Annotated in this window: 24 protein-coding genes; 8 read left to right on the forward strand and 16 right to left on the reverse strand. The window is 64.7% G+C overall.

The annotated features are described in order from the left end of the window. Positions 1-38: 38 nt before the first annotated feature. The gene (locus tag B5J99_RS17295) at positions 39-1,574 is read right to left on the reverse strand and encodes a M28 family peptidase (RefSeq protein WP_117353588.1); all 1,536 of its coding nucleotides are present in this window, start codon (positions 1,572-1,574) and stop codon (positions 39-41) included. A gap of 9 nt (positions 1,575-1,583) precedes the next feature. Here B5J99_RS17295 and B5J99_RS17300 point away from each other — a divergent pair, with 9 nt between their 5' ends. Next, on the forward strand, positions 1,584-1,841 hold the full coding sequence (locus B5J99_RS17300; RefSeq protein ID WP_117353110.1) for a hypothetical protein: 258 nt from the start codon (positions 1,584-1,586) through the stop codon (positions 1,839-1,841). 291 nt (positions 1,842-2,132) lie between these two features. Further along, entirely contained in the window at positions 2,133-2,288 is a 156-nt protein-coding gene (locus B5J99_RS19615; protein WP_162892644.1) for a hypothetical protein, read from the forward strand. 63 nt (positions 2,289-2,351) lie between these two features. Here B5J99_RS19615 and B5J99_RS17305 read toward each other — a convergent pair whose 3' ends face one another. The 7 genes from B5J99_RS17305 to B5J99_RS17335 form a co-directional block, all read right to left on the reverse strand. Next, entirely contained in the window at positions 2,352-3,158 is an 807-nt protein-coding gene (locus B5J99_RS17305) for a TrmH family RNA methyltransferase (RefSeq protein WP_117353111.1), read from the reverse strand. Positions 3,159-3,189: 31 nt separating this feature from the next. Then, positions 3,190-3,462, reverse strand: a complete 273-nt coding sequence (locus B5J99_RS17310; RefSeq protein ID WP_069050344.1) for an HPr family phosphocarrier protein — start codon at positions 3,460-3,462, stop codon at positions 3,190-3,192. Further along, complete coding sequence (locus B5J99_RS17315) at positions 3,459-3,869, reverse strand: PTS sugar transporter subunit IIA (RefSeq protein WP_054134715.1); 411 nt, start codon at positions 3,867-3,869, stop codon at positions 3,459-3,461. Before B5J99_RS17315 ends, B5J99_RS17310 begins: the two co-directional genes overlap by 4 nt. A gap of 115 nt (positions 3,870-3,984) precedes the next feature. Beyond that, positions 3,985-4,944 carry an RNase adapter RapZ gene (rapZ, locus tag B5J99_RS17320; protein WP_054134716.1) on the reverse strand — a complete coding sequence of 320 codons (960 nt, stop codon included), beginning with the start codon at positions 4,942-4,944 and terminating at the stop codon, positions 3,985-3,987. Between the two features lie 49 nt (positions 4,945-4,993). Beyond that, a complete protein-coding gene (locus B5J99_RS17325; protein WP_245991676.1) occupies positions 4,994-5,434 on the reverse strand; it encodes an HPr kinase/phosphorylase in 441 nt (146 codons plus the stop codon). 32 nt (positions 5,435-5,466) lie between these two features. Next, entirely contained in the window at positions 5,467-7,077 is a 1,611-nt protein-coding gene (locus tag B5J99_RS17330) for a sensor histidine kinase (protein ID WP_054134717.1), read from the reverse strand. Next, on the reverse strand, positions 7,046-7,753 hold the full coding sequence (locus B5J99_RS17335; protein WP_117353112.1) for a response regulator transcription factor: 708 nt from the start codon (positions 7,751-7,753) through the stop codon (positions 7,046-7,048). The genes B5J99_RS17330 and B5J99_RS17335 overlap by 32 nt, the downstream gene beginning before the upstream one ends. 286 nt (positions 7,754-8,039) lie before the next feature. Here B5J99_RS17335 and B5J99_RS17340 point away from each other — a divergent pair, with 286 nt between their 5' ends. From B5J99_RS17340 to B5J99_RS17350, 3 genes are all read left to right on the forward strand, one after another. Next, on the forward strand, positions 8,040-9,647 hold the full coding sequence (locus B5J99_RS17340) for a phosphoenolpyruvate carboxykinase (RefSeq protein ID WP_117353113.1): 1,608 nt from the start codon (positions 8,040-8,042) through the stop codon (positions 9,645-9,647). A 41-nt stretch (positions 9,648-9,688) separates the two neighbouring features. Continuing rightward, the gene (locus B5J99_RS17345; protein ID WP_245991677.1) at positions 9,689-10,141 is read left to right on the forward strand and encodes a hypothetical protein; all 453 of its coding nucleotides are present in this window, start codon (positions 9,689-9,691) and stop codon (positions 10,139-10,141) included. 83 nt (positions 10,142-10,224) lie between these two features. Then, positions 10,225-10,542: a hypothetical protein gene (locus B5J99_RS17350; protein WP_117353114.1), complete on the forward strand. Its 318-nt coding sequence runs from the start codon at positions 10,225-10,227 to the stop codon at positions 10,540-10,542. A 96-nt stretch (positions 10,543-10,638) separates the two neighbouring features. On the opposite strand, the gene B5J99_RS17355 is transcribed toward B5J99_RS17350, so the two are convergent. From B5J99_RS17355 to B5J99_RS17390, 8 genes are all read right to left on the reverse strand, one after another. Beyond that, entirely contained in the window at positions 10,639-11,388 is a 750-nt protein-coding gene (locus B5J99_RS17355) for a DUF695 domain-containing protein (RefSeq protein ID WP_117353115.1), read from the reverse strand. Beyond that, complete coding sequence (locus tag B5J99_RS17360; protein ID WP_117353116.1) at positions 11,385-12,893, reverse strand: DNA recombination protein RmuC; 1,509 nt, start codon at positions 12,891-12,893, stop codon at positions 11,385-11,387. Before B5J99_RS17360 ends, B5J99_RS17355 begins: the two co-directional genes overlap by 4 nt. A gap of 248 nt (positions 12,894-13,141) precedes the next feature. Beyond that, complete coding sequence (gene def / locus B5J99_RS17365) at positions 13,142-13,663, reverse strand: peptide deformylase (protein WP_117353117.1); 522 nt, start codon at positions 13,661-13,663, stop codon at positions 13,142-13,144. A gap of 60 nt (positions 13,664-13,723) precedes the next feature. Continuing rightward, positions 13,724-14,173, reverse strand: coding sequence for an Hpt domain-containing protein (locus B5J99_RS17370; protein WP_054134723.1), 450 nt, complete (start codon positions 14,171-14,173; stop codon positions 13,724-13,726). Between the two features lie 134 nt (positions 14,174-14,307). Further along, the gene (der, locus tag B5J99_RS17375) at positions 14,308-15,714 is read right to left on the reverse strand and encodes a ribosome biogenesis GTPase Der (protein WP_054134724.1); all 1,407 of its coding nucleotides are present in this window, start codon (positions 15,712-15,714) and stop codon (positions 14,308-14,310) included. A 69-nt stretch (positions 15,715-15,783) separates the two neighbouring features. Continuing rightward, a complete protein-coding gene (locus tag B5J99_RS17380) occupies positions 15,784-17,091 on the reverse strand; it encodes an outer membrane protein assembly factor BamB family protein (RefSeq protein WP_245991678.1) in 1,308 nt (435 codons plus the stop codon). An 85-nt stretch (positions 17,092-17,176) separates the two neighbouring features. After that, on the reverse strand, positions 17,177-17,944 hold the full coding sequence (locus B5J99_RS17385; protein ID WP_245991679.1) for a tetratricopeptide repeat protein: 768 nt from the start codon (positions 17,942-17,944) through the stop codon (positions 17,177-17,179). 117 nt (positions 17,945-18,061) lie between these two features. After that, a complete protein-coding gene (locus B5J99_RS17390) occupies positions 18,062-20,980 on the reverse strand; it encodes a TonB-dependent receptor plug domain-containing protein (RefSeq protein WP_117353119.1) in 2,919 nt (972 codons plus the stop codon). Positions 20,981-21,274: 294 nt separating this feature from the next. On the opposite strand from B5J99_RS17390, the gene infA reads away from it, so the two are divergent. The 3 genes from infA to B5J99_RS17405 are packed head-to-tail and all read left to right on the forward strand — an operon-like array spanning position 21,275 to position 23,051. Then, entirely contained in the window at positions 21,275-21,493 is a 219-nt protein-coding gene (gene infA / locus B5J99_RS17395) for a translation initiation factor IF-1 (RefSeq protein WP_010162480.1), read from the forward strand. Positions 21,494-21,504: 11 nt separating this feature from the next. Then, a complete protein-coding gene (locus B5J99_RS17400; RefSeq protein ID WP_069051817.1) occupies positions 21,505-22,086 on the forward strand; it encodes a Maf family protein in 582 nt (193 codons plus the stop codon). After that, a complete protein-coding gene (locus B5J99_RS17405) occupies positions 22,083-23,051 on the forward strand; it encodes a ribonuclease E/G (RefSeq protein WP_117353120.1) in 969 nt (322 codons plus the stop codon). Before B5J99_RS17400 ends, B5J99_RS17405 begins: the two co-directional genes overlap by 4 nt. Positions 23,052-23,060: the final 9 nt, after the last annotated feature.

A 23,060-nucleotide genomic window follows, 5' to 3' on the forward strand; every position in this document is an offset into this window, starting at 1 on the left:
CTGGTTTCTGGTGGCGGCCCATGTAACCAAGCTGCGCGTCAATCGCCAGTGGGTGCGGGGTTATATTTCGCTTCATCGGCAAAATGCCGCACCAGATCGACGTGCAGATTGGCATCGTCCGCTGCTCCTCCCAACGGCGTGGCATCGGTCAGCTCGTCATCAGGCTGGTGATAGACGGTGGTGAGGAACGCCTGGAGCAGCGCCATGTCGGCGAACGAGCCGCCCGCCATGATCGACTTGACGCCCTTGGCGGCGAGCGCCCAGCCATCTTGGCGGCGGATGAAAGCATTGGCTTCGGTGTCCGAATCGACGGTGCGCCCGGCGGCGATGGCTACCTGATCGACGATTTCGTCCAGCCCGTTCTCGCCGCGCCCGACCAGGGCCACCGGAGCGCCCTTGGGCGCGATCGCCACGGTGTCGATGTTGAGCGCGACCAGGATCTGGTCGAGCGGCACCACCGGATTGTCGGCGAAATGATAGGCGCCCAGCAGGCCGCGTTCCTCGGCGGTGGTTCCCATGAAGTAGACGTCGCGGTCTAACGGCGCGCCGGCCCCGGCGCTGCGCGCGAGGCGCTCCGCCACGGTAAGCAGCACCGCCATGCCGCTGGCATTGTCCACCGCGCCGTTGCAGATGCGGTCCTCGGCCTCCTCGCTGCGGCAGATGCCGAAGTGATCCCAGTGCCCCAGCACGATCACCGCGCCCGATCCCGGCCTTGCGCCCGGCAGCTTGCCGATGACGTTGTGGCTGGCGAACGCGCGCACCTGCGTGCTGGTGGCAAGGTCGAGCGTGACCGGCAAAGTGATCGGCGCAAACGCCGCATCCTGCGCGCTGGCGATCGCATCGTCGGGTGAAAGGCGGGCGGCACGCATCAGCGCCTGGGTCACGTCGCCGCGCAGCACGCCGCCGATCTTCGCGCCCTTGTCGTCGCTGGCCAGCCGCATCGATCCGTTGGCGAGCTGCGCGCGCAAAGCACCCCAGGACGCGCCTTCGGGCGCGGTGATCAGCACCGCTGCAGCGCCCGCATCCGCCAGCATCTTCTGGCGATCGCGCAGGTTTGGCAGCTTGGCCGCGCCTGCGAACTTGGGTTCGGCCGACAGCATGAGCACAACGCGCCCCTGAACATCGGCGTTCAGCGTTCCATCGGCCTTCACGCCGAAGCCGACGAACACCGGCTCCCCAGTCACGCGATCGGTGGGGTTGCGGCCCGCCAGCACGACGCCATCCTCCTTGAGCGCGAGCGCCTTGCCGCGTGCCACGGCGCTCACCGCCTGGCCATAGGGCTTGCGCTCGACCAGAGGCACCGGCTGAAACCAGGGCCGTGTGGTATCGTTGGTGCCCGATACCAGCCCGTAGGACGCCCAGGTCTTGGCAAGATAATCGAGCGTTCTGGTTTCTCCCGCGGTTCCCGGCGCACGCCCCTCGAACTCGTCGCTTGCCAGCACCGCGATATGGCTGCGCACCTCGGATTCCGAGATCGGCGCGGGCCGGGCCTCCGCCATGGCGGCAGGAACGGGTGATGCAACGGCCACAAGGGCCAGGACGGACAGGGCACGACGCCGGATGCAGGTGATCATGCCATCGTCATGGCGCAAAGCCCGATGCTGGTGCAAGAGAGCGAGCGGCGCACGGCATCCCGCCGCGCCGAAATGCCCAAGGCTGTTGCAAAAATGCCCCGCACCCGGCTCAGCATCTGCGTACGCAAGCGCCGCTTTGCCAGCCAGAGCGATGCGATCGCCACGGCGCTGGCCGCGGATATCGAACTTCGCCCCTATGTCTGCGACCGGTGCGGGCAATATCATCTCACCAGCAGGTTGAAGGGCAAGCGGCGGCTTGCCCCCTGACGTCGGACACGCCGATCACGAACCGAATTGATTCAGACGCTTGGATCTATCGTTTGATATTATCGCATTTCCAAGCGGCCACAGTTGCCTGTAAAACAATTGCATGGCATACAACTGTATCAAGTTGAGTGAAGCTGCATTGGGAATGCATGCTTTGCAATAGGGCTTTATGCTGCACTGCAGTATAGTAAACCCATGGCGATTCGTATTCCTCTTGCGTGTCTTGCTGTCGGCCACAAGCCGGATCGCAAGCGCGCATGGTACGATAACTTGAATTGGCGAAGTAACTGCATGTATTGCGATGCTCCGCTGATCAAGACCCACAATGGCTGGCGCACCTTTGCCGATGCGGATCTCGCGCTGGGCCGTTGCAGCAAGGATGAAGCCAAGCTGCTCAGCCAGGCGGAACTGACGAAATTGCGGACAGGATCGGACAAGACCACCTGATCGCGGCCGCAACAGCGGCGCCGCGGATAGCGGAAGGTCGAATTTCGGCGAGAACCTGGCAGTTCAGCCCTGCTGCGCGAGCACCTCATAGGCCATCACTGCGCCAGCAACCGCCGCATTCAGGCTGTCGGCCTTGCCCAGCATCGGGATCTTGACCAGAAGATCGCACTCGGCCTCGTACTGCGCAGGCAGGCCCTGCGCCTCGTTGCCGATCAGCAGGAAGGTGGGGCTGGCATAGGCCGCGCCGCGATAGTCGTGGGTCGTGTTGAGGCTTGTGCCGACCAGCTGGCCCGGCCCGGCGCGCAGCCAGATGAGGAAATCGCTCCAGTCGGCCTGCGCCAGCGGCACGGTGAACACCGCGCCCATGCTCGCACGCACCGCCTCGACCGAAAACGGATCGACGCACTGGTCGACCAGGATCAACCCGCCCGCCCCCACCGCATCGCAGGTGCGCAGCATGGTGCCGAGGTTGCCCGGATCGCGCATCGCCTGCGCCACCAGCCAGATGCCCGACCGGCTGCGGTCGAGCGTTGCCAGCGAGGTCGGCAGGTCCGCAAACACGCCGAGCACCGTCTGCGGATTGTCCTTGCCCGATATCTTGGAGAGAATGTCGGTGGTGGTTTCGTAGATCGTACCGCCGCTGTCCGCCACCGCCCGCTCGAGCGCGTCTACCAGCGGGTGCGGATCACGATGCTGGCCCAGCCACAGGGCTTCAGGCACGATCCCCGCCTCGCGCGCTTCGGTGAGCAGGCGCAACCCCTCGGCAAGGAAACGCTCCTCGCGCCTGCGGTGCTTCTTCTCGCGCAGCGCGCGCGCTGCCTTGACCGCAGGGTTGGAAAAGCCGGTGATCGGCAGGCGGGAAATGGTCATGGCGTTTCGGACACGGGGGCGCGGCGGACCATCAGTCCTCGCCGAAGCCGTCCATCACCAGCCCCACCAGCTTCTTGAGCGCGGCGTCCGCACCCTCGCCCTCGACACTGATGGTGATGCTGTCGCCGCGTGCCGCACCCAGCATCATCAGCCCCATGATCGAGCTGCCGGTGACGATATTGTCATCCTTGGCGACATGCACCTGCACCGTTTCGGGCAGGCGCGCCACGGCGGTGACGAACTTGGCGCTGGCGCGGGCGTGGAGCCCCCGCACATTGGTGATCGTCACCGTCTGCTGGATCATTGCGCGCTTTCCTGCCCCAGCAGGTCAGAGGCGACGCTGATATACTTCTGCCCGGCATCGCGCGCGGCGGCCACTGCGTCGCGCACGTTCATCGATCGGCGCGCGCCTTCCAGCCGGATCAGCATCGGCAGGTTGACGCCGGCGATCACCTCGACCCGGCCTGCATCGAGCAGCGAGATCGCGAGGTTCGAGGGCGTGCCGCCGAACAGGTCGGTGAGCACGATGACTCCCTTGCCTGTGTCCACCTTGGCAATGGCGCTGGCGATGTCCGCACGACGCTGTTCCATGTCATCGTTCGGGCCGATGGCGATGGTTTCAATGCTTTGCTGTTTGCCGACCACATGCTCCATCGCGACCAGAAACTCCTGCGCGAGCCGTCCATGGGTGACGAGAATAAGACCAATCATAGGGGATGCTTGTACCAATATGCCTGTATCTGAGCCAAATTACTTGGTTCTTGAGAATATCTCTGCCTGACCCTGCGTCGTCTGCTTCAGCTCTCCCTGCCCTCTTGTGCCGCCATCATTCGGGCGGCTGCACGGGGCTTCCTTCTATGGCATCGACGGGTCTTGACGTCAGGTTGCGATGCTGGACAGTGGGACAAAACCCCGCTTCTTGCAAGCGTTTGGTTATCTGCTCGGCAACGAACACCGACCGGTGTCTCCCCCCGGTACAGCCGATGGCAATGTGAACATAGGCCTTGGCCCCCGCCTGATAATGGGGCAGCAGATAGCTCAGCAGATCGACGATCCGGTCCACCGCGCCCTGATAGGCGGGGTCCTCCATCACGAACGCGCCAACCGGCGCATCCAGCCCGGTGAGCGGGCGCAGGTCCCTGTCCCAGTGCGGATTGCGCAGGAAGCGCATGTCGAACACCAGATCGGCGCTCGGCGGCATTCCGCGGGCAAAGCCGAAGCTGGTGACGATCACGCTGGTGGGGGATTTTTCGAGCGAAAACCGGCGGCGCACCTCCTGCTGCAGCTCGGACAGCGGCATGTCAGTGGTGTCGATGACGTTTTCCGACCAGCGACGCAGCGGCTGCAGCCATTCGCGCTCCTCGGCGATCCCTGCCTCGGCCGAACGGTCCTGCGCCAGCGGATGGCGCCTGCGGGTCTCGGCGTAGCGCCGCTGCAGTTCGCGGCCCGCGCAATCGAGAAACAGCGTGCTCACCGCATATTCGGGGTGCTCTTCCAGCTCGCGTACCTGCCGCACGATCGAGGCGGGATCGAAGCCGCGCGTGCGCGCGTCGAACCCGATGGCGAGCGGACGCCCCTGATCGGGGCGCCGTGCCGATTGCGGCGTATCGATCAGGAGCGGCAGCAGCCGGATGGGGAAGTTGTCGATCGCCTCCCAGCCCAGATCCTCGAGCGTCTTGAGCGCGGTGGTCTTGCCCGCGCCCGAAAGGCCGGTGACCAGCATGATGCGCTGGGGCACGGGATCGGATGTTGAACCCGCGCCCTCGTCAGTGCTGGAATCGATCATGTCGCCACCCCTGGTGCGGAGGGAATGCTGCCGCAGCTCTGCGCCAGACCTAGCCCTTCAAGCCATAGGCATGCAACGCCATTTCCGCCTTGATCGGCAGCACATGGCTGTCGGGAGTGAGCAGGATCTGCGGGATCGCGACCCCCAGGATCACCCGCTGCTCGCAGCGCTCGATCCAGCGCGGCGCTACGCGGTTGAGCTCGATCAGCAGCGCCACCGGGCATTCCGGTCCCGGCTGCATCGGCATCAGTCCCAGGTTGCGCACCTCGATCTGCCCGGCGATGTTCTGCGCAGGCGATGCGATCAGCCGGCCGTCATCGCCGCAGCGCAGCGTGACGTGATCATCGCTGATCAGCCGCGCGCCACGATCGATCAGCGCCAGCGCGAGTTCGGACTTGCCGATCCCCGATTCGCCGCTGATCAGCAGCGCCGCCCCGCCAATGCTGACACAGCTTGCCGGATAGGTGCAGTGCCCTGCTGGCTGCATCATTGTCCTCCCCCTTGTCCGCCTTACCCCGCGCCTTAGGCCGGTGATATCGGCAGTCCCTCCTGGTCGATCCCCGGCAGACGGATCTCGAAACACGCCCCCGTGTTGCCGTCGTCGCGGTCATCGACACTGATCGCGCCATGATGCCCCTCAATGATCGTGCGCGCAATCGCCAGGCCCAGCCCGCTGTGCTGGCCAAAGGCCTCGCCTTCCGGGCGAGCGCTGTGAAAACGGCGGAAGATTTCCTCGCGCTCGCTGGGCTCCACGCCGGGGCCTTCGTCGATCACCCTCACCAGCACGCGCGACCGCTCGGGCCCGCGCACCTGCGTCGCCTCAATCCGCACCAGCCCGCCCGGGGGAGAGAAGGACACCGCATTGTCGAGCAGGTTGGAGATCACGCGCTCGAGCCTTGTGCCCTCGCCCATCACAACCGCCACCCCGCGCCGGGGCCGCGCGAACACTATCTCGCGCCCATGGTTGAGCCCGCGCGCGCGGCGAAGATCGAGCAGGTTCTCGATCATCTCGCCCAGATCCACCGGCTCGAACCGGGTGCGGGTAAGCTGCGCATCGACCCGCGAGGCTTCGGATATGTCGGTGATCAGCCGGTCCAGCCTGCGCACATCGCTGCACGCGATGTCGAACAATTGCGCGCGCAGCCCCTCGTCCTTGACGCTGCCCAGCCCCTCGAGCGCCGATCGCAACGAGGCGAGCGGGTTCTTGAGCTCGTGGCTGACATCGGCGGCAAAGGCCTCGGTCGCGTCGATTTTCTGCCGGAGCGCCAGGCTCATGTCCGAGAGCGATCGTGCCAGCAGGCCGATCTCGTCGCCGCGCGAAGGCAGCCGCGGCACAACGACCTCACGCGCCCGGCCGAGCCGCACCCGCACCGCGGCGCTCGCCAGCCGCCGCAGCGGCTGTACGATCGTGCGCGCCAGGAACAGCGAGAACAGCACCGACACCAAAGCCGTCGCCAGCACGATCAGCGCCAGGTTGAACCGCTCCGCGCGGACGATGCGGGTGATGTCGCGTGCGTTGTAGCTGGTGAACAGCACGCCCGAGCCCTGCGGCAGCGCGATCGCGGCGCTGATCATCGGGGTGCGATCGCGCGCATAGCGCATCCGCGCATGCGCAGCGCCGCTGTCGCGCGCGGCCACGGCTTCAGACCAGTTCTCCAGCCTGTCGGGACGGCGCTCGACATAGGCGTCCACCTTCTGGGCGTTGACCAGCCCGTCAAACCCTTCATCCAGCAGCCTCGCGGCATGGCGCTGCCAGGGCTCGTCGGCAGGATCGCGCAGGGTGTAGGTCGGTCGGCCCAGCGCAAAGCTATCCAGCTGCAGCGCCCCCGCCCGGTCGTAAAGCCTGACCCGCGAGGCATAGCGGCTGGCGACCGCCTTCATCATCGCGATGCGGTCAGGCTGGTCGAGCCGTTCGAGCGCGTGCGCCAGCAGCCAGATGCTCTGCTGCTCCTGCTCCAGCCGTTCCTGGATAATCTGCTCGCGATAGCTGTCGAGATACAGCAGCCCGCCGCCAAGCATCGCGACCGCAAAGATATTGACCGCCAGAATCCGCCAGGTCAGCGAGACCCGCCGCGTCCAGCGCAAGCGCAGCGCGGGCGGGTTACTCGCCTGAGAAACGGTATCCGGCGCCATACAATGTATCAATTGCTGAAAATTCGGGATCGACTTCGCGGAACTTGCGCCGCAGCCGCTTGATGTGGCTGTCGATGGTGCGGTCATCGACATAGACGTCGTCCTGATAGGCCGCATCCATCAGCTGGTTGCGGCTCTTTACCACCCCAGGCCGCGCCGCCAACGCCTCGAGGATCAGGAATTCGGTGACGGTCAGCGTCACCCGCTTGCTATCCCAGCTGACCATGTGCCGCGCGGGATCGATCTCCAGTCGCCCGCGCACGATCGGTTCGGCGGCGGGTTCGTCGCTTGCGGCATCGGGGGTGCGCATAAGCTCGGCGCGGCGCAGGATCGCCTTGATCCGCGCGATCAGCAGCCGCTGCGAGAACGGCTTGGTGATATAGTCGTCCGCGCCCATCGCCAGTCCCAGCGCCTCGTCGAGCTCCTCGTCCTTCGATGTCAGGAAGATCACCGGCACTGCGCTGTGTTCACGCACCCGGCGCAGCAGTTCCAGCCCGTCCATGCGCGGCATCTTGATGTCGAACAGGCACAGGTCGGGCGGCGTCTCGACGATCGCCTTGAGCGCCGCTTCGCCATCCGAATACAGCCGCGTGACAAAGCCTTCCGCCTGTAGCGCAATCGATACCGATGTCAGAATGTTGCGGTCGTCGTCGACCAGCGCGATCACTGCCGCCATGCCAGGGCTGAAACCTCCTCAATGAACCTGCCTGCCGGTCGCATATCGTCGCGTCAGGGACAACTGCTTTATGCACAATGCTGCGCCGCACCATCGCGAACCGCTCTGACGCGGAATCGCTGACCCATGTTATGACACCGGTAGCAGCTATTGACAGACCGTGTGGCAGTGGTCTTGGACGATTGAACATCAGGGATGAAACATGCGAGTCGCCTCCACGAGGTCGAGGCTGGCCAGTGGGCGCAAGTCCAGCCATCGGTGACCGCGACATGGGAGAATACTACCAGTGGCTAACAAATCCAAAGTTTCGCTTGCCGATCAGGGCTTTACCGCAACCGATAACCAGAAATGGAACCTCGGCACCGAAGCGCTGGTCGAAGAAGCCCTGCGCAATGGCGAAGGTTCGCTCGCCAAGGGCGGAGCGCTGGTCGTCGCGACCGGCAAGCACACTGGCCGCAGCGCCACCGACAAGTTCATCGTCCGGGATGCCGAGACCGAAAACTCGGTCTGGTGGGGCAAGACCAACGTAGCGATGACGCCCGAGAATTTCGCCGCGCTGAAGGCCGATTTCCTGGCCGCGCTCGCCGAGAAGCCCAAGCTGTACGTGCAGGACCTGTTCGGCGGATCGCAGAGCGAGTACCGCGTCAACGTTCGCGTGATCAACGAATTCGCCTGGCACAGCCAGTTCATCCGCACGCTGCTGGTCCGCCCCACCGCCGACCAGCTCGCTGATTTCGCGCCCGAATACACGATCATCGATCTGCCCAGCTTCCGCGCCGATCCGGCCAGGCATGGCACGCGCAGCGAAACCGTGATCGCGGTCAACCTCACCGAAAAGCTGATCCTGATCGGCGGCACCGCTTATGCCGGCGAGATGAAGAAGTCGGTGTTCGGCATCCTCAACTATCTGCTGCCCACCAAGGGCGTGATGCCGATGCACTGCTCGGCCAACATCAGCCCCGAGGGCGAAACCGCCGTGTTCTTCGGCCTGTCGGGCACCGGCAAGACCACGCTGTCGGCTGACGCCAGCCGTACGCTGATCGGCGATGACGAGCATGGCTGGTCGGACACCGCGGTGTTCAACTTCGAAGGCGGTTGCTACGCCAAGATGATCAACCTCTCGCCCGAGGCCGAGCCCGAGATCTACGCCACCACCCAGCGTTTCGGCACCGTGCTCGAGAACGTGGTGATGGATGCGGACACCCGAACGCTCGATTTCGCCGACAACACGCTCGCGGAAAACAGCCGCGGTTCGTACCCGATTGACTTCATCCCCAACACCTCGGCCGAAAACCTGGGTCCGGTGCCGAAGAACATCATCTTCCTCACCGCCGATGCCTATGGCGTGCTGCCTCCGATCGCGCGGCTGACCGCAGAGCAAGCAATGTATCACTTCCTTTCGGGCTACACCGCGCGCGTCGCGGGCACCGAAATCGGCGTGACCGAGCCTTCGGCGACGTTCTCGACCTGCTTCGGTGCGCCGTTCATGCCGCGCCATCCCTCGGTGTACGGCAACCTGCTCAAGGAGCGCATCGCGAAGGGCAACGTCACCTGCTGGCTGGTCAACACCGGCTGGACCGGCGGCAAGTACGGCGTGGGCAACCGCATGCCGATCAAGGCAACGCGGGCCCTGCTCAATGCCGCACTCGACGGCAGCCTCAACAGCACCGAATTCCGCAAGGATCCGAACTTCGGCTTCGAGGTTCCGGTGAGCGTTCCCGGCGTCGACACTGCGATCCTCGATCCGCGCGGCACCTGGGCCGACAAGGCGGACTATGACGCCACCGCGCAAAAGCTGGTCGGCCAGTTCATCGACAACTTCGCTCAATTCGAAGACCATGTCGATGAAGGCGTTCGCAGCGCCGCTCCTGTCCGGCAGTCCGTCGCTGCCTGATCCGGCCCGGACAGCATCGGGCCTTTCCAGTCGAAAGCCCGATGATGCCCGCAGCCGAAATCCGATATTTTGAAACGTCGTCAGCCGTTCGCCTCCTGGGCGAGCGGCTGATTGGCGCTTGCCTGCCGCGCGCCGAATGGACGCACGAGGCGCATGTCGCCGCCTGCCTGTGGCTGATCACCGAGCGCCCAGATCTGGATGCGGCGCACGAACTGCCCGGCATCATCCGGCGGCACAACGAAAGCGTCGGGACGCCAAACACCGATGCGCAGGGGTTCCACGCCACGATCACGCATTGCTATGCGGTCGGGGTCGCCGCGTTCGTGCGGCGCATCCATCCTGCGCTTGCGCTGGTCGACAAGGTCAACGCGCTGCTCGACGCACCCGAAAGCGCGCGCGACTGGCCGCTGCGTTTCTATTCGCGCGAGCGGCTGTTTTCGGTAGAGGCCCGGCGTGCGGTGATTTTACCAGATGTCGCCCGCCTGCCGGGGTGATTGGCGTGGCGAGCGCGCCGTCGCCATGTTAACTTGCCCCCCGTTCGCCGGAAGAGCCCGGCTGGAGATGGGAGCACGCATCGATGGATTTCCTCAACAACATCGTCGGCCAGCTGGGCGGCGTCGACAAGATTGCCGGCCTCGCCAAGCAGGTAGGCCTCAGCGAAGAGCAGGTGCAGTCAGCCATGGCCGCGCTCGGCAAGGCCGCCCCCCAGCCCGGGGACACCGTCGCATCGGCTGCTGAGTCGACCGGCCTGCCGATGGACAAGCTCAATGACCTGCTCGCGCAGGTCGGCGGCGAGGATGCGCTGAAAAAAGTCACCGGCTTTCTCGATCGCGACGGCGACGGCAACCCGATGAACGACATCATGGGCTTCGCGAAGAAGTTCACGGGGCAGTAAGCCTACCCTTAATCCTCCCCGAGCTTGTCTCAGGGAGGGGGACCATCCGCAGGATGGTGGTCCCCCTTCCCCAGCAAGCTGGTGGAGGATTTTAGGTCAATTACACTGCGATGGTACGGCAACGCAGCCCCAGCCATCGTAATCACCACCATGATCCTTGGCAGCCCTGAACAGATCAATTGTCAGGTCGTCAATCTCCGCGGGGCAACCGAAAGTCTTGAACGCTACGGTAGTCGTTCCGTCAGCGTCCTCATTAACCAAGGCTTCACCGACCAACGTGTCTGGCAACGCAGCCATAAAGCCCTCGACGTCACCACCGGCTTCAAAAACGGCATAATGATCGATCTCGCGCGGCACGGCATGATCGTCTCCATGTATGCGAAGTTGCTCCAGAACGTCGCGGTTCCCCATACGTTGAAAGTCTTCGGCGGAAGGATACAGGAAGCGCCAGTACACACCCCAATCAGGGTCGGGTTGGGATCCATGCGAAAATTCATAGCCGGGCCAAGCCGCAACCATATGCTCCGCAACGGCCCCCAATTCGTCACCCTTGCTGTAGAAGAAAAAGTCCCGCCCGCCATCATGGGTGGAACGCCCAACATACCTAAGGCTTGGACTTGGATCTACAAACGCCTGCAGGGTGCTCTCAATCTGACTAAGGGTCTCAAATTCCTCGTTGCTTGATAGTCCATCAGGCCGAGGCATGTTCATCTTCACACTCAAGAAGGACAGCGTGCCGAAGCCTGGAACAGGCGCCGCATCAGCCACACCAATATCAACGCAGTTCGATGCCGGGCTGCCGTCTACGCGCAGTGCATAGAAATTCCAGTTTTCGGATGACTTCACTCCGCCGCGTCCTTCACTCCTTCTCCCGCCTCGATCAGCGTAGCATCGCCATAGCGCGGGAGCGCTTCGATCTCGTCGATCGTTTCCAGCTCGCGCTTGCCGGTCTCGATGTTGAGCGCGGCGAACTTGCGGCCAGTGGACAGCACATTGCGCTCGAAGCTGCCGACGAACTTGTTGTAGTGCCCAACGGCGCTCGACAGGCCTGATCCGACGCGCTTCAAATGCTCGGCGGATACCGCGAGGCGATCGTACATTTCCTTGCCCAGTTCGGCGATCTCACGCGCATTGGCCGCGAGCGCCTCCTGCTGCCAGACGCTCGCCACCGTCCGCGCAATGGCAACAAGATTGGTCGGCGTCGCGATCAACACCTTCTTGCCGAACGCAAAATCCCAGAGCGTGGAGTCATGCTCCATCGCGGCCGACAGGAAATGCTCGCCCGGAACAAACATGATCACATAATCGGGCGCGTCACCGAATTGGGTTTGATAGGCTTTGCCGCCAAGCGCATTGACGTGATTCTTCATCGACTGGAAATGCCGCGCCATTGCGGTGGACTTGACCAGATCGTCTTCCGCCTCGAACGCGTCTTGGTAATCGTTGAGCGAAACCTTGGCATCGACAATGAGCGTGCGTCCACCCGGAATGCGTATCACCGCATCGGGACGCAGCCGCCCGTCCTCGGATTCGACGCTGACTTCCATCATGAAGTCGGTGTGTTGCGACAGCCCGCAGCTTTCGAGAACGTTCTTGAGCTGCTGTTCGCCCCAGCGACCGCGCGCCTTGGGAGCGTTGCGAAGTGAATTGACCAACCGTGCGGTCTCGTCACGGACCTGCTGCTGGCCAGCTCGCATCTGATCCATCAAGCCCTTAAGGTCGCCATAAGCCTCACTGCGGGTCGCCTCGATCTTCTGCACCTGCTCCTCATAGGTCTTGAGCCGTTCGCCGACCGGCGCCAGCAGCGTGCGGATCTTTTCCTCGTTCTTCTCTTCGGACTGCGCAAAGCGTTCGTTCGCGCGGCGCAGGAATGCCTCCTGCGCTTCTCCCAGCAGCTTGTTGCCGACTTCGCCGAACTGCTGCGAGAGCTGTTCGCGCGCTTCGACCAGCATCCGCACCTGCTTTTCATGGTTGGCGGCATCGGCCTTCATCGTGGCAAGCTCGCGCGCCGCGGCGGCGTGGTCGGCACGCAGGGTGTCGAGCTTTGCTGCCAGCTCGTCGGCCTGGCGTGCACGCTCGGCAGCGGCGGCGAGCTGGCCCGAAAGCGCGGCATGGTCGGTGCGCACGGCTTCCAGCCGCAGCGACAGGTCGTCGGCCAGCTTCGCCCGCTCGCTCGCGCCTGCCAGATCGCGGATCGCGGCGTTGAACCGCTCCTGCAGCTCCTTGAGCGCGCCTTGCGCCTCCTCGCGCTCGGCGCGCGCATCGGCGAGTGGCCTGCCGCCCAGCCACCAGCCAATGGCGAGCCCGATGATCAGGGCGACAACGATAAGGACGGCGACCACGGGGTCCATGCTGGTACTTTCCGATCGGGGTATGGAGAACGAAAAGCGAACCTAAAGCGCAGGGGAAGGCTTGGCAATGGGGCAAAGCCATCGCTCTGGGGACAACTGCCGCCGCCTTCGCGGGGGAAGCAACTGGGTAGTATACCCGTCATTCCCGCGAATGCGGGAATCCCGCTTTGGCGTAACGTACGCGCAGAAGCGGGACCCCCGCATACGCGGGGGTGACGATCTGATCTAAGCTGTCAAAGCGTTGGCGATCAAGCAGCCTTGCGCAGCTTCTCGAGCTTTTTCAGCACCATCTGGCGCTTGAGGCGCGAGAGGTGGTCGATGAAGAGGATGCCTTCGAGGTGGTCCATCTCGTGCTGCAGGCAAGTCGCCATCAGCCCGTCCATCGCCTCTTCATGCACCTTGCCGTCCAGATCCTGCCAGCGGGCGCGGATCGTCGAGGGACGCTCGACCTCGGCATACTGATCTGGGACCGACAGGCAGCCCTCGTTGTAGAGCGTGTGCTCGTCCGAGGGATCGAGGATTTCGGGGTTGATGAACACCCGCGGGGTCTTGACCAGCTCGCCGTCTTCGCCCTCGTGCTGCAGATCGATCACCAGCACGCGCTTGGGTACGCCGACCTGGATCGCGGCCAGCCCGATGCCGGGCGCGTCGTACATCGTTTCGAACATGTCGGCGACGAGCGTGCGCAGGTCTTCGTCGAACGTCTCGACGGGTGTGGAGACGGACTTCAACCGCGGATCGGGCACTTCAAGAATAGGGAGGATAGCCATGCCGCCCAGATATGACTGCAAAGCTGCCTGGTCAAGCCATGGGCAGAAGGAGAGACGCGGTCAGCCGCGCCCGAAGCTGCGCTGCGCGCCCATTGCGGCGCCCGCGACAGGCGTACGGCGGCCGAAGCTGCGGCGTTCGACCAGCGGGTTGGCCTCCTTTTCAAGCGACGCCAGCGACAGGCGGAACACATCGCGCAGCCCTACGATATCCTCGAGCAGCTCGTCGGGTTCCTGCTGGGTTTCGACACAGTGGCGCGCGGTCATCTCGATCTTCTCGGCCAGCATCGCCAGCTGCTCGGCGCCAAACTGCCATGATTCGCCCTTGAGCGTGTGCGCAGGCAGCACCAGCCTGGCAGCGCTCTTGTCGCGCATCGCGGCCTCGATCGCGTCGACGGACTTTGTGCCGTCTTCGCGGAAATAGCCCAGAATGCGCACGAAATCGGTTCCCAGCGTGGCACGCGCCTCCGCAAAGGTCGACCAGTTGATCAACGGCGCCTCTAGATAGGACATGATGCAATCTCCCGTCGTGCCCCAAAGCACTCCGAGAGTAAATTACCCCGACAATGGTAAACGAAGTCTTGCAACGTCCCAATAACCGCGCGCGGATGCCCGCAATATTTGCACAATAGGCCGCTTGCCCGCAGTCAGTCCTTGGCGAACGGGTTCTTGGGCGCGCGATAGGTCAGCCGCACCGGAACCGCGCCAAAGTCCAGGTCACGCCGCAGGCTGTTGATCAGATAGCGCGAATAGCTCTCGGGCAGCTCCTCCACCCGGGTGCCAAAGATGATGAAACCGGGCGGGCGGACCTTGGCCTGCGTCATGTAGCGCAGCTTGATCCGCTTGCCGCCGGGCGCAGGAGGCGGGTTGGTCTCGATCGCCATTTCGAACCAGCGGTTGAGCTTGCCGGTGGAGACGCGGCGCGACCACGCGGTGCGCGTTTCGAACGCGACCTTGATCAGCGTGTCGATGCCCTTGCCGGTGATTCCCGATATGGTGAGCACCGGCACGCCCTTGAGCTGCGCCAGACCTTCGTCGAGCGCGGCCTTGATGCCGTTGAACAGGCTCGAGGCGTCCTGCGCCACATCCCATTTGTTGATCGCGATGATCAGCGCGCGGCCTTCCTTGATCACGTTGTCGGCGATCTTGAGCTCCTGCAGTTCCAGCCCGCGGGTCGCATCGAGCAGCAGCACCACGACCTCGGCATAATCGATCGCACGGCGCGCATCGGCGACCGAGAGCTTTTCGAGCTTGTCGACCACCTTGGCCTTCTTGCGCATGCCGGCGGTATCGATCAGCCGCACGGGGCGCGAGGGCGCGCCGTCGGCGGGGTTCCAGGTCCAGTCGATCGCGATCGAATCGCGGGTGATACCGGCCTCGGGCCCGGTGATCAGCCGGTCCTCGCCGAGGATGGTGTTGATCAGCGTGGATTTGCCTGCATTGGGGCGACCGACGATAGCGAGCTGCAGCGGTGCAGCCTCCAGCGCGTTCTCGTCCACCGATTCGGCATCGATGTTGACCGCGGGCAGCTGCGTGTCGTCATCCCCGCCCTCGTCCCAGTCCTCGATCAGCGGGCGCAGCGCGTCGAAAAGCTCGGCAAGCCCCACGCCGTGCTCGGCGCTGAACGCGATCGGCTCGCCCAGGCCCAGCGAATAGGATTCCATCAGCCCGCCATCGGCAGCGCGGCCCTCGGCCTTGTTGCCCATCAGGATGATCGGGGTCTTGGTGGTGCGCAGCCAGCGCGCGATTTCCTCGTCCAGCGGGGTGATGCCGGCGCGGGCATCGAACACGAACAGCGCCGCGCGGGCGGTCGCGACCGCCTGCTCGGTCTGGCGGCGCATGCGACCGGGGAGCGTTTCGGGGTCCTCGTCCTCATAGCCTGCGGTATCGACGATCTGGAAGTGCAGGCCGAGCAGCTCCGCCTTGCCCAGACGCCGGTCGCGCGTGACACCGGGCTGGTCATCGACCAGCGCCAGCTTCTTGCCCACCAGGCGGTTGAACAAAGTGGATTTGCCGACATTGGGTCGGCCGATGATGACGATTTCAGGTAACATGCGCACGCCTGTATCGCGGAAGGAAGGTTTTGTCTCCCCCCGCGAACAGGTGCTTCGCTTTAGCCGGTGTCAGCGGAACGCGGTGATCGTTCCGCCATCGTCCAGGACGTACAGCGTGTTGTCCGCGACGATCGGAGGCAGCGAGACCTTTTCCTTCACGTCGAACAATACGCTGAAGCTGCCGTCAGAAGGATTGACCACACCGATTTCGCCCAGCGTATCGACGGTGAAAAGACGTCCGCCGGCCAGCACGGGGCCGTTCCAGTGTACCTGGCCTTCCTTCTTCTTTTCCTTGCGATACTGCTGCAGTTGGGTCGACCAGCGCACCTTGCCGGTGGCACGCGCGATGCACAGGATGCGCGCATCGTCGGTCAGCACGAACAGCCATTCGCCCGCGATCACCGGGGTCGAAATGCCTGCGATGTTGAGTTCCCAGATGCGCTGTCCGGTAACGAGTTCGTACGCCGCCATGCGGCCGCCCTCACCCACCGCATAGACGCGGCCGCGATCGATGATCGGGTCGGCATCGATATCGGTCAGCGACGACACCGAGGTCGAGATGCTGGTGCGCGCAAGCGCATCGGACCACAGGTTGCGGCCGTTTTCATAGCGATAGGCGATGAGCTCGCCGCTCGAGAAACCCGCGACCACGGTGCCTTGGCCTGCCGCGGGAGCGGCAACGCCGAACACGCCGGCCTGGCCCAGCGATCCGCCCTGCTGCCAGGCGATGGAGCCATCTGCCTGGTTGAGCGAGACCAGCTGGTTGTCCTGGGTCATCACATAGACCGAACCGAACGCCAGCGTCGGTGCGCCGCGCAGGGGGCCAGCAGGCTTCACCCGCCAGATCTGCGAGCCATCGGCGGAATTGAGCGCAGCGACCTCGCCCACGCCGTTGGTGGCATAGACACGGGTCGCATCGGCGCTGACGCCGCCGCCGAACACCGAGGCCGAACCGTCATCACGCGCTTCGAGTGCAACCTGCCAGACCTTGGCACCGGTGGCGGTATCGAAGGCGTGGACCATGCCATCGGTATCGACCGCATACAGCCGTCCGCCATAGACCACGGGAGCCGCCGCCAGCCGGACGCGCAGGCTGGAGCCTGCGATCTTGGCCGACCAGGCGCGCGTGATCGTCTCGCCGATCGACAGATGGCCGATCGCCTTGGTCGCGCTGCCGCCGGGCTGGTTCCAGTTGGCGTTGGTGACGGCCGCAGGCAGGATCACCGAAACGCCTGCAAGGTCCTTGTCAACTTCCGCGCCGCTTTCCGCGCGGGTGAGGATCGCGGTGCGGTTGCCAACGGTCGGCGTGATCTTGGGCTTGTCCTTGCCGCCCAGCACACCGCACCCGGCGACAGTAGCCGACAGCGCGAGAATCATTGCCCATTTCGCTTTTTGCATTGCCAGTCCAGCTCCCGAATCTTCAATAGTGCATCATCAACGGTAGCGACCCGCAAACTTGATATTACTGTCCCGCGGCCGGCGCGGAAAGTCCCGCAGCCGTGACAGGTTCTGCAACGCCTTGGGCCTTGCTGGGATCGCTCACCGCATCGACGCCCATGACACCAGCCAACTGACGGCTACGTGAACGAATGGTTTCAGGCACCTGCTTATCTTCCGACAGTTGCAGAAACAATGGTCCTGCAAGATCGGGCTTGTTCATGCGCATGTGCGCGATGGCGACCATCTCGCCTGCGCTCCCGAACCAGGGATTGCCCGGTACGGCCAGCGGCTTGAGCCGCGCGATGACATCGGCGGGCTTGAGGCTGTCATATTCCGCCGCGGTCTGGCGGATCAGCGCCAGATCGCGCAGCGGCTGCGGCAGGCTTTCGTCCGCCGCGACCTTGGCGAAGGTGGCTGCTGCCGCCTTGGGGTTGTCCTGTTCCTGCGCGATGCCCGCGGCCAGCAGCTGCGATACAGCGCGATAGCCCGGTTGATCGGCGGTTTCGAGCGGCTTGAGTGCATTGGCCGCGCCGCTGAGGTTGTTGTTGCGCACCGCATCCAGCGCGTTGGTCAGCTCTTCGCCGCGCTCGCCGGCCGCTTCTGCGGTGGCATGGCGGTAATAGAACCAGCCGCCCAGAGCGAGCAGCACAACGACGATGCCGATCAGGATGATCTTGCCGTAATTCTGAACGATTCCGGCCATCTGGTCCTGCCGCAGGGCATCATCGACCTCACGCATGAACATGTTGTCGCGCGCGGCATCTGCGTCCTTGTTAGGTGTCAGCGCCAATTGGGACTCCCTGAATCAAAACCCTTGCCGAAAGGCGTCCGCCCCGGCTCAAGCTGGCGTCTTTACCTGCCGGAACTTGCAAAAGCCATGGCAAATTTGGCGCTGGTTGGCGCTGTTTCAGAAGCGCTTTCGGAAGCTCAGCGAGATCACGCGGCCCTGCGGGTCGATGAAGCCGGGCTGGTAGCGCAGCGGTACGGTGCCATCCTGTGTGGTCACGCGCTGCTGTGCGTTGAAGATGTTGTCGACCGACAGCCGCAGCCGGCTTCCCTTGAGGAACGACACCGCTTCGGTGAGCTTGGGCTTGTTGTCGAAGTTGACGAAAGCGCGCAGGCCGAAAGTCGCGATGTCGTTGAAGCGCAGATCGGTCGAGCCGACCAGCCCGCCGCCATCGACTCGCGATCCGCTCTGGTAATTGCCGGTGAAGCGCAAGCCGATGCCGTTGAGGAACAGCCCGCCTTCCATCTCCACGCCATGGCGCGGCACGCCGCCGCTCGATCCGGTCGCCGAACCACCGAGCAGGTCGAGATCGGCCAGACCCGGACGGATGCGGATCGTCTCGGCAAAGCGGACGGTATGATAGATCGAGACGTTCCAGCGACCACCGCGTCCGCCCGGGCCAAAGCCGCCCGGAGGCCCGCCGCGCGGCGGGCCGCCTGCAGCTGCGCCAGCTCCGGCGCCGGGGCCGCGCGGAGCGGCATCGCCGCGGGTGGCGCCTCCGGGCGGAGCGCCAGCCTGGCCTTCACCGCGCGAAGGTCCGCCCGCGCCTGCAGGGGCAGCGCCCGGCGGGCCACCGCGTCCACCACCGGCGCCAGGGCCGCCAAAGCCACCGCCGCGCTGGTCGTTGCCGCCGATCCGCTTGGAGAAGTTGATGCCGTAGCGCACCCGGTCGCTGGTCACCCGGTCATAGTTGATCGCGCGCTGGTCGATCGCCAGCAGCGTGCCATCGGTGTCGCGGATGATGCGGTCGGGGAACGCCGCCTCGATCTCGGGGGTCAGCACCGGGAAGGACGAGGTGGTGCCATAGCTGCGGTTGCGGATGAACTCGGCGAGGAAATCCAGTCCTTCGAGGAAAGGCGGGCGATAATTGAGCGAAATCTTGACGTCGCGCCGTTCCTCGGGGGTCAGCAGCGGGTTGCCGCCGGTGATGATCGTCGCGAGCACGGTCTCGTTGCGCGCCAGATCGAAGGTGCTGATATTGGGGGTGACGATGCGCGGATCGCCCAGCTGGCTGATTCCGGGCGCGGCCTCTTCGGCGATCAGCGAAGCCTGGATCGTCAGCGTGTCGGTCGGCGCCCAGTTGAGGCCGTAGCCGAAGCTCAGCAGCCCGCCGACATCGCTCAGCTCGCGATAGCCAAGGTTGCCGTTGATCGAGAGCTTGCCGAACCATTCGCTCATGTACTGATCGACCAGCGGCACATCGATGTTGGCCGAGACGTTCGCCTCGCTGCGGGTGAGCGAAGTGTTGCCCTGCCCGGCCAGCCGGCTGTCTGTCGAATCCTGCAGTCGCCGGGCAAAGCCGCCGACCAGGGTCATCGCGATCGGCCCGGCGGGCAGATCGGCCACGGTGCCGTTGACGGTCAGCTGCGAATTGAACAGCTGGTTGCGGCTCTGCGCCGAATCGCTGATCAGCGCGGGCAGCAGCGTGCCGAGCGTGCCAGTGAACGGATTGATCGCGCCGGTGGGCGCAGAGATCGCCGCCTGCAGCCCCGAGACATCCGCGCCGCGGTCGATGATCGTCAGCGTATCGACCCGGGTGTAATCCCCGGTCAGCGCCCATTTCCAGTTGGCGGGCAGCACGCCGTTGGCGTTGAAGCCCAGTGAATAGGTGTCGCTGTCGACGGTGCGGGTGATGCTGCGCGGATCACCGAACGCGGTGAGCAGCGTGACATCGCGACCAAAGGGCGAGAACGGATTGGTCGCGGGAATGGTCAGCGTCGCGGTGTTGAGTCCGAGCAGCGAGGTCGCGAAATTGTTGGTGTAGGTCGCGTTGACCTGGACATTGGTGTCCGGCCCCAGATTGCGGATATAGGTCGCGTTCGCCTGGATGCGGTCCGAATTGGGGATCAGCGTGCGGAATTCACCGAGATCGGTGGTGTTCGCGGCGCCATTGAAGGCCGAGAGTGCTGGTGCTCCGGTGATCCCCTGCGGCACCCCTGCCAGCGACACCGGCCGTCCGGCCAGCGCGCTCAGCGCAGGCGAAATCTCGGCGCCCGTGCCAAAGGGCGATGCACCGATATTGCCGCCCAGCGCGAACGGTGCGCTGCTGTCGGGCTGGACGATGCCGCGCTCGCTTTCGCGCAGCGCGGTTGCCATCTCGTATTCGACATCGACGATCAGCCGGGTGTTCTTGCCCAGCTTGGTGAAGGTGCCCTCGAACTCGGTGGTGCCATAGCCGCCCTGGGTGGACAGGCCGTTGTCGATCTCGGCGGCAATGCTCTGGTAATTGTCGACCAGGATGAAGTTGATCACGCGCTGGTCGGGGCGGAAACCGTATTTGAGCGCGAGCTCCTCGGGGAACACCTCGACCTTCTGGATCGCTTCGGGCGGGATATCGCGGATCGCGCGGAAGCCCGAGACGCGCTGGCCGTTGAGCAGCACCACCGGGCCATCGCCGCCGCGTCCACGCGCGCTGCCGGTCTGCGGCGCGATCTGCGCGAGCAATTCGGCAAGCGAGGAGGCGCCATAGCTTGCGATGTCGGTGGTGTTGAGCTCGGTCACCGGAGGCACATCGGTCTGGATCGATCCGCGCAACCGCTCTGCGCGCACGACGATGGTATCGCCATCGTTGTCGGGCTCGGTATCGGCGGGCTGGGTTGCCGCGGTCTGCGCCTGATCGGCTTCGGCCGTTATCGCCGCTCCCGTTTCCGCCCCCGTGATCGCCACATTGGCAGCCTCGGCATTCGCCTCGGTATCGGCAAGCGATGCCGCCAGGGCCGCAGGGCTCCCCGCCAGCAGCAGTGCGGTGGCAAGCGTCACCCCAAGCGCCGGACGGGCATGGGGCATCGGGGCGGCAAGGGGGCGCAGCGTAAACATCATGGCTAGGTACGGCTCTTTTTATGGTTCGGACGCCGGGGGAGAGGCGCGATGGGGAATTAATCTGTTGCAGTGCAATATGATGCGGGGCCGAGCCTTAGCCAGTGCTGAATTGTAACAAATTTTCGCGCAAGCGGCGAAGCGCTGCGACAGACGACATCAACTCCCGTCTTTTCTTTTGCACGCTTTGTCTGTAAGGCGCGCTCACCTTTGCGCAGGCGGTTCCCCGGAACAGCGGCGCATTTCGATGACACACCGTTTGTGCCGTCATAACCAGAACCACATTGCAGGGGCCGAATGGCAAAAGAAGAACTTCTCGAAATGCGCGGCCAGGTGGTCGAACTGCTTCCCAACGCCATGTTCCGCGTGAAGCTGGAAAACGATCACGAAATCCTGGGCCACACCGCCGGCAAGATGCGCAAGAACCGCATCCGCGTGCTGGTGGGCGATGAAGTTCTGGTCGAGCTGACGCCTTATGATCTGACCAAGGGCCGGATTACATACCGCTTCAAATGAGCATGGCGGCGATGCCCCCGCTCATCCTTGCATCGGCCAGTCCGCGACGCCAGCAGCTGCTGGCGCGGATCGGCGTGACCGCCGATGCCATTGTCCCTGCAGATATCGACGAGACCCCGATCAAGGCCGAACTGCCGCGCGTCTATGCGCGGCGGATGGCGGCGCAGAAGGCACAGGTCGTCGCCAGCCAGCACCCCGACAGCGCGGTGCTTTCGGGCGATACCGTGGTGGCGGTCGGCCGCCGCATCCTGCCCAAGGCCGAAAGCGAAGCCGAAGCGCGGATGTGCCTCGAGCTGGTTTCGGGCCGCCGCCATATGGTGCTGAGCGCCGTCACCCTGATGCTGCCCGATGGCCGCAGCCTGCACCGGCTGTCCGAAAGCGCGGTCATCTTCAAGCGGCTCCACGCCGATGAGGTCGACGCCTATATCGCCAGCGGCGAATGGCAGGGCAAGGCGGGTGGCTATGCCATCCAGGGCAGCGCCGAGGCACTGATCCGCTCGATGGCGGGGAGCTATAGCGGCATCATGGGCCTGCCCTTGTACGAAACGCGCAGCATGCTGGTTACCGCCGGTCTGCTGAGCCCCGCCGCATGACCCACTGGATCCACGAAGACGGCATCGGCGAGGAGCGCGCCGCGCTGATCGAGCATGGCCGCATCGTCGAAGCGCGCATCCAGCGCAGCGATCTTGCGCTGGGCTGCGGCGCGGTGGTCGAGGCGCGGCTACTGGCGAAAAGCGCAGGCGGCCACCGCGCGCGCGTCGCGCTGGCCGATGGCCACGAAGCGATGCTGCAGCCGGTCCCCAAGGAGCTGAGCGAAGGCAAGATGCTGTGCGCCGAGGTGCTGCGCGAAAGCCTGTTCGAGGCCGGAACCGCGCGCCACAAGCCCGCCAGGCTGCGCGCGGTCTCCGCCGATACGCCGTTGCGCGCGACCCCGAGCCTGCTCGATCGGATCACCGCCGATGGGCACGAGATCGTCCGCGCCACACCGCACGGAGCCGATCTGCTCGCCGATTCAGGCTGGCACGATCTGCTGGCCGAGGCTGAAACCGGCGAGGTCGCCTTTACCGGCGGATCGCTGACGCTGTCGCCCACCCCTGCGATGATGGTGATCGATGTCGATGGCGACATCGCGCCGCGGGCGCTGGGGCTGGCAGCAGCAACGCAGAGCGCGCTCACGATCCGCCGCCACGGCATCGGCGGCGGCGTGGTCGTCGATTTCCCGACGCTCGCCGACAAGGCCGATCGCAATGCCGTGGCCAACTATTTCGACGCCGCAATGACCATCCCGTGCGAGCGCACCGCGATCAACGGCTACGGGCTGATGCAGATCGTGCTCAAACGCACCCGCGCCTCGCTGATCGAACTGCATGCCGCAGACCCGGTGCGCTGGCGGCTGCTCGCCGCGCTGCGCAGCGCCGAGCGCGATCGCGGCACCGGCCCGATCACGCTCGATCTGGCGTTGGGCGAATCGCGGCTGCTGCAACGCGAACCGGCGCTGCTCGAAGCACTGCAGCGCCGCAGCGGGCGCCCGGTTGTCCTCGCCGAACGCACCGCCTAGATACGGCAT

The organism is Blastomonas fulva, assembly GCF_003431825.1.
Taxonomy (GTDB): domain Bacteria; phylum Pseudomonadota; class Alphaproteobacteria; order Sphingomonadales; family Sphingomonadaceae; genus Blastomonas; species Blastomonas fulva.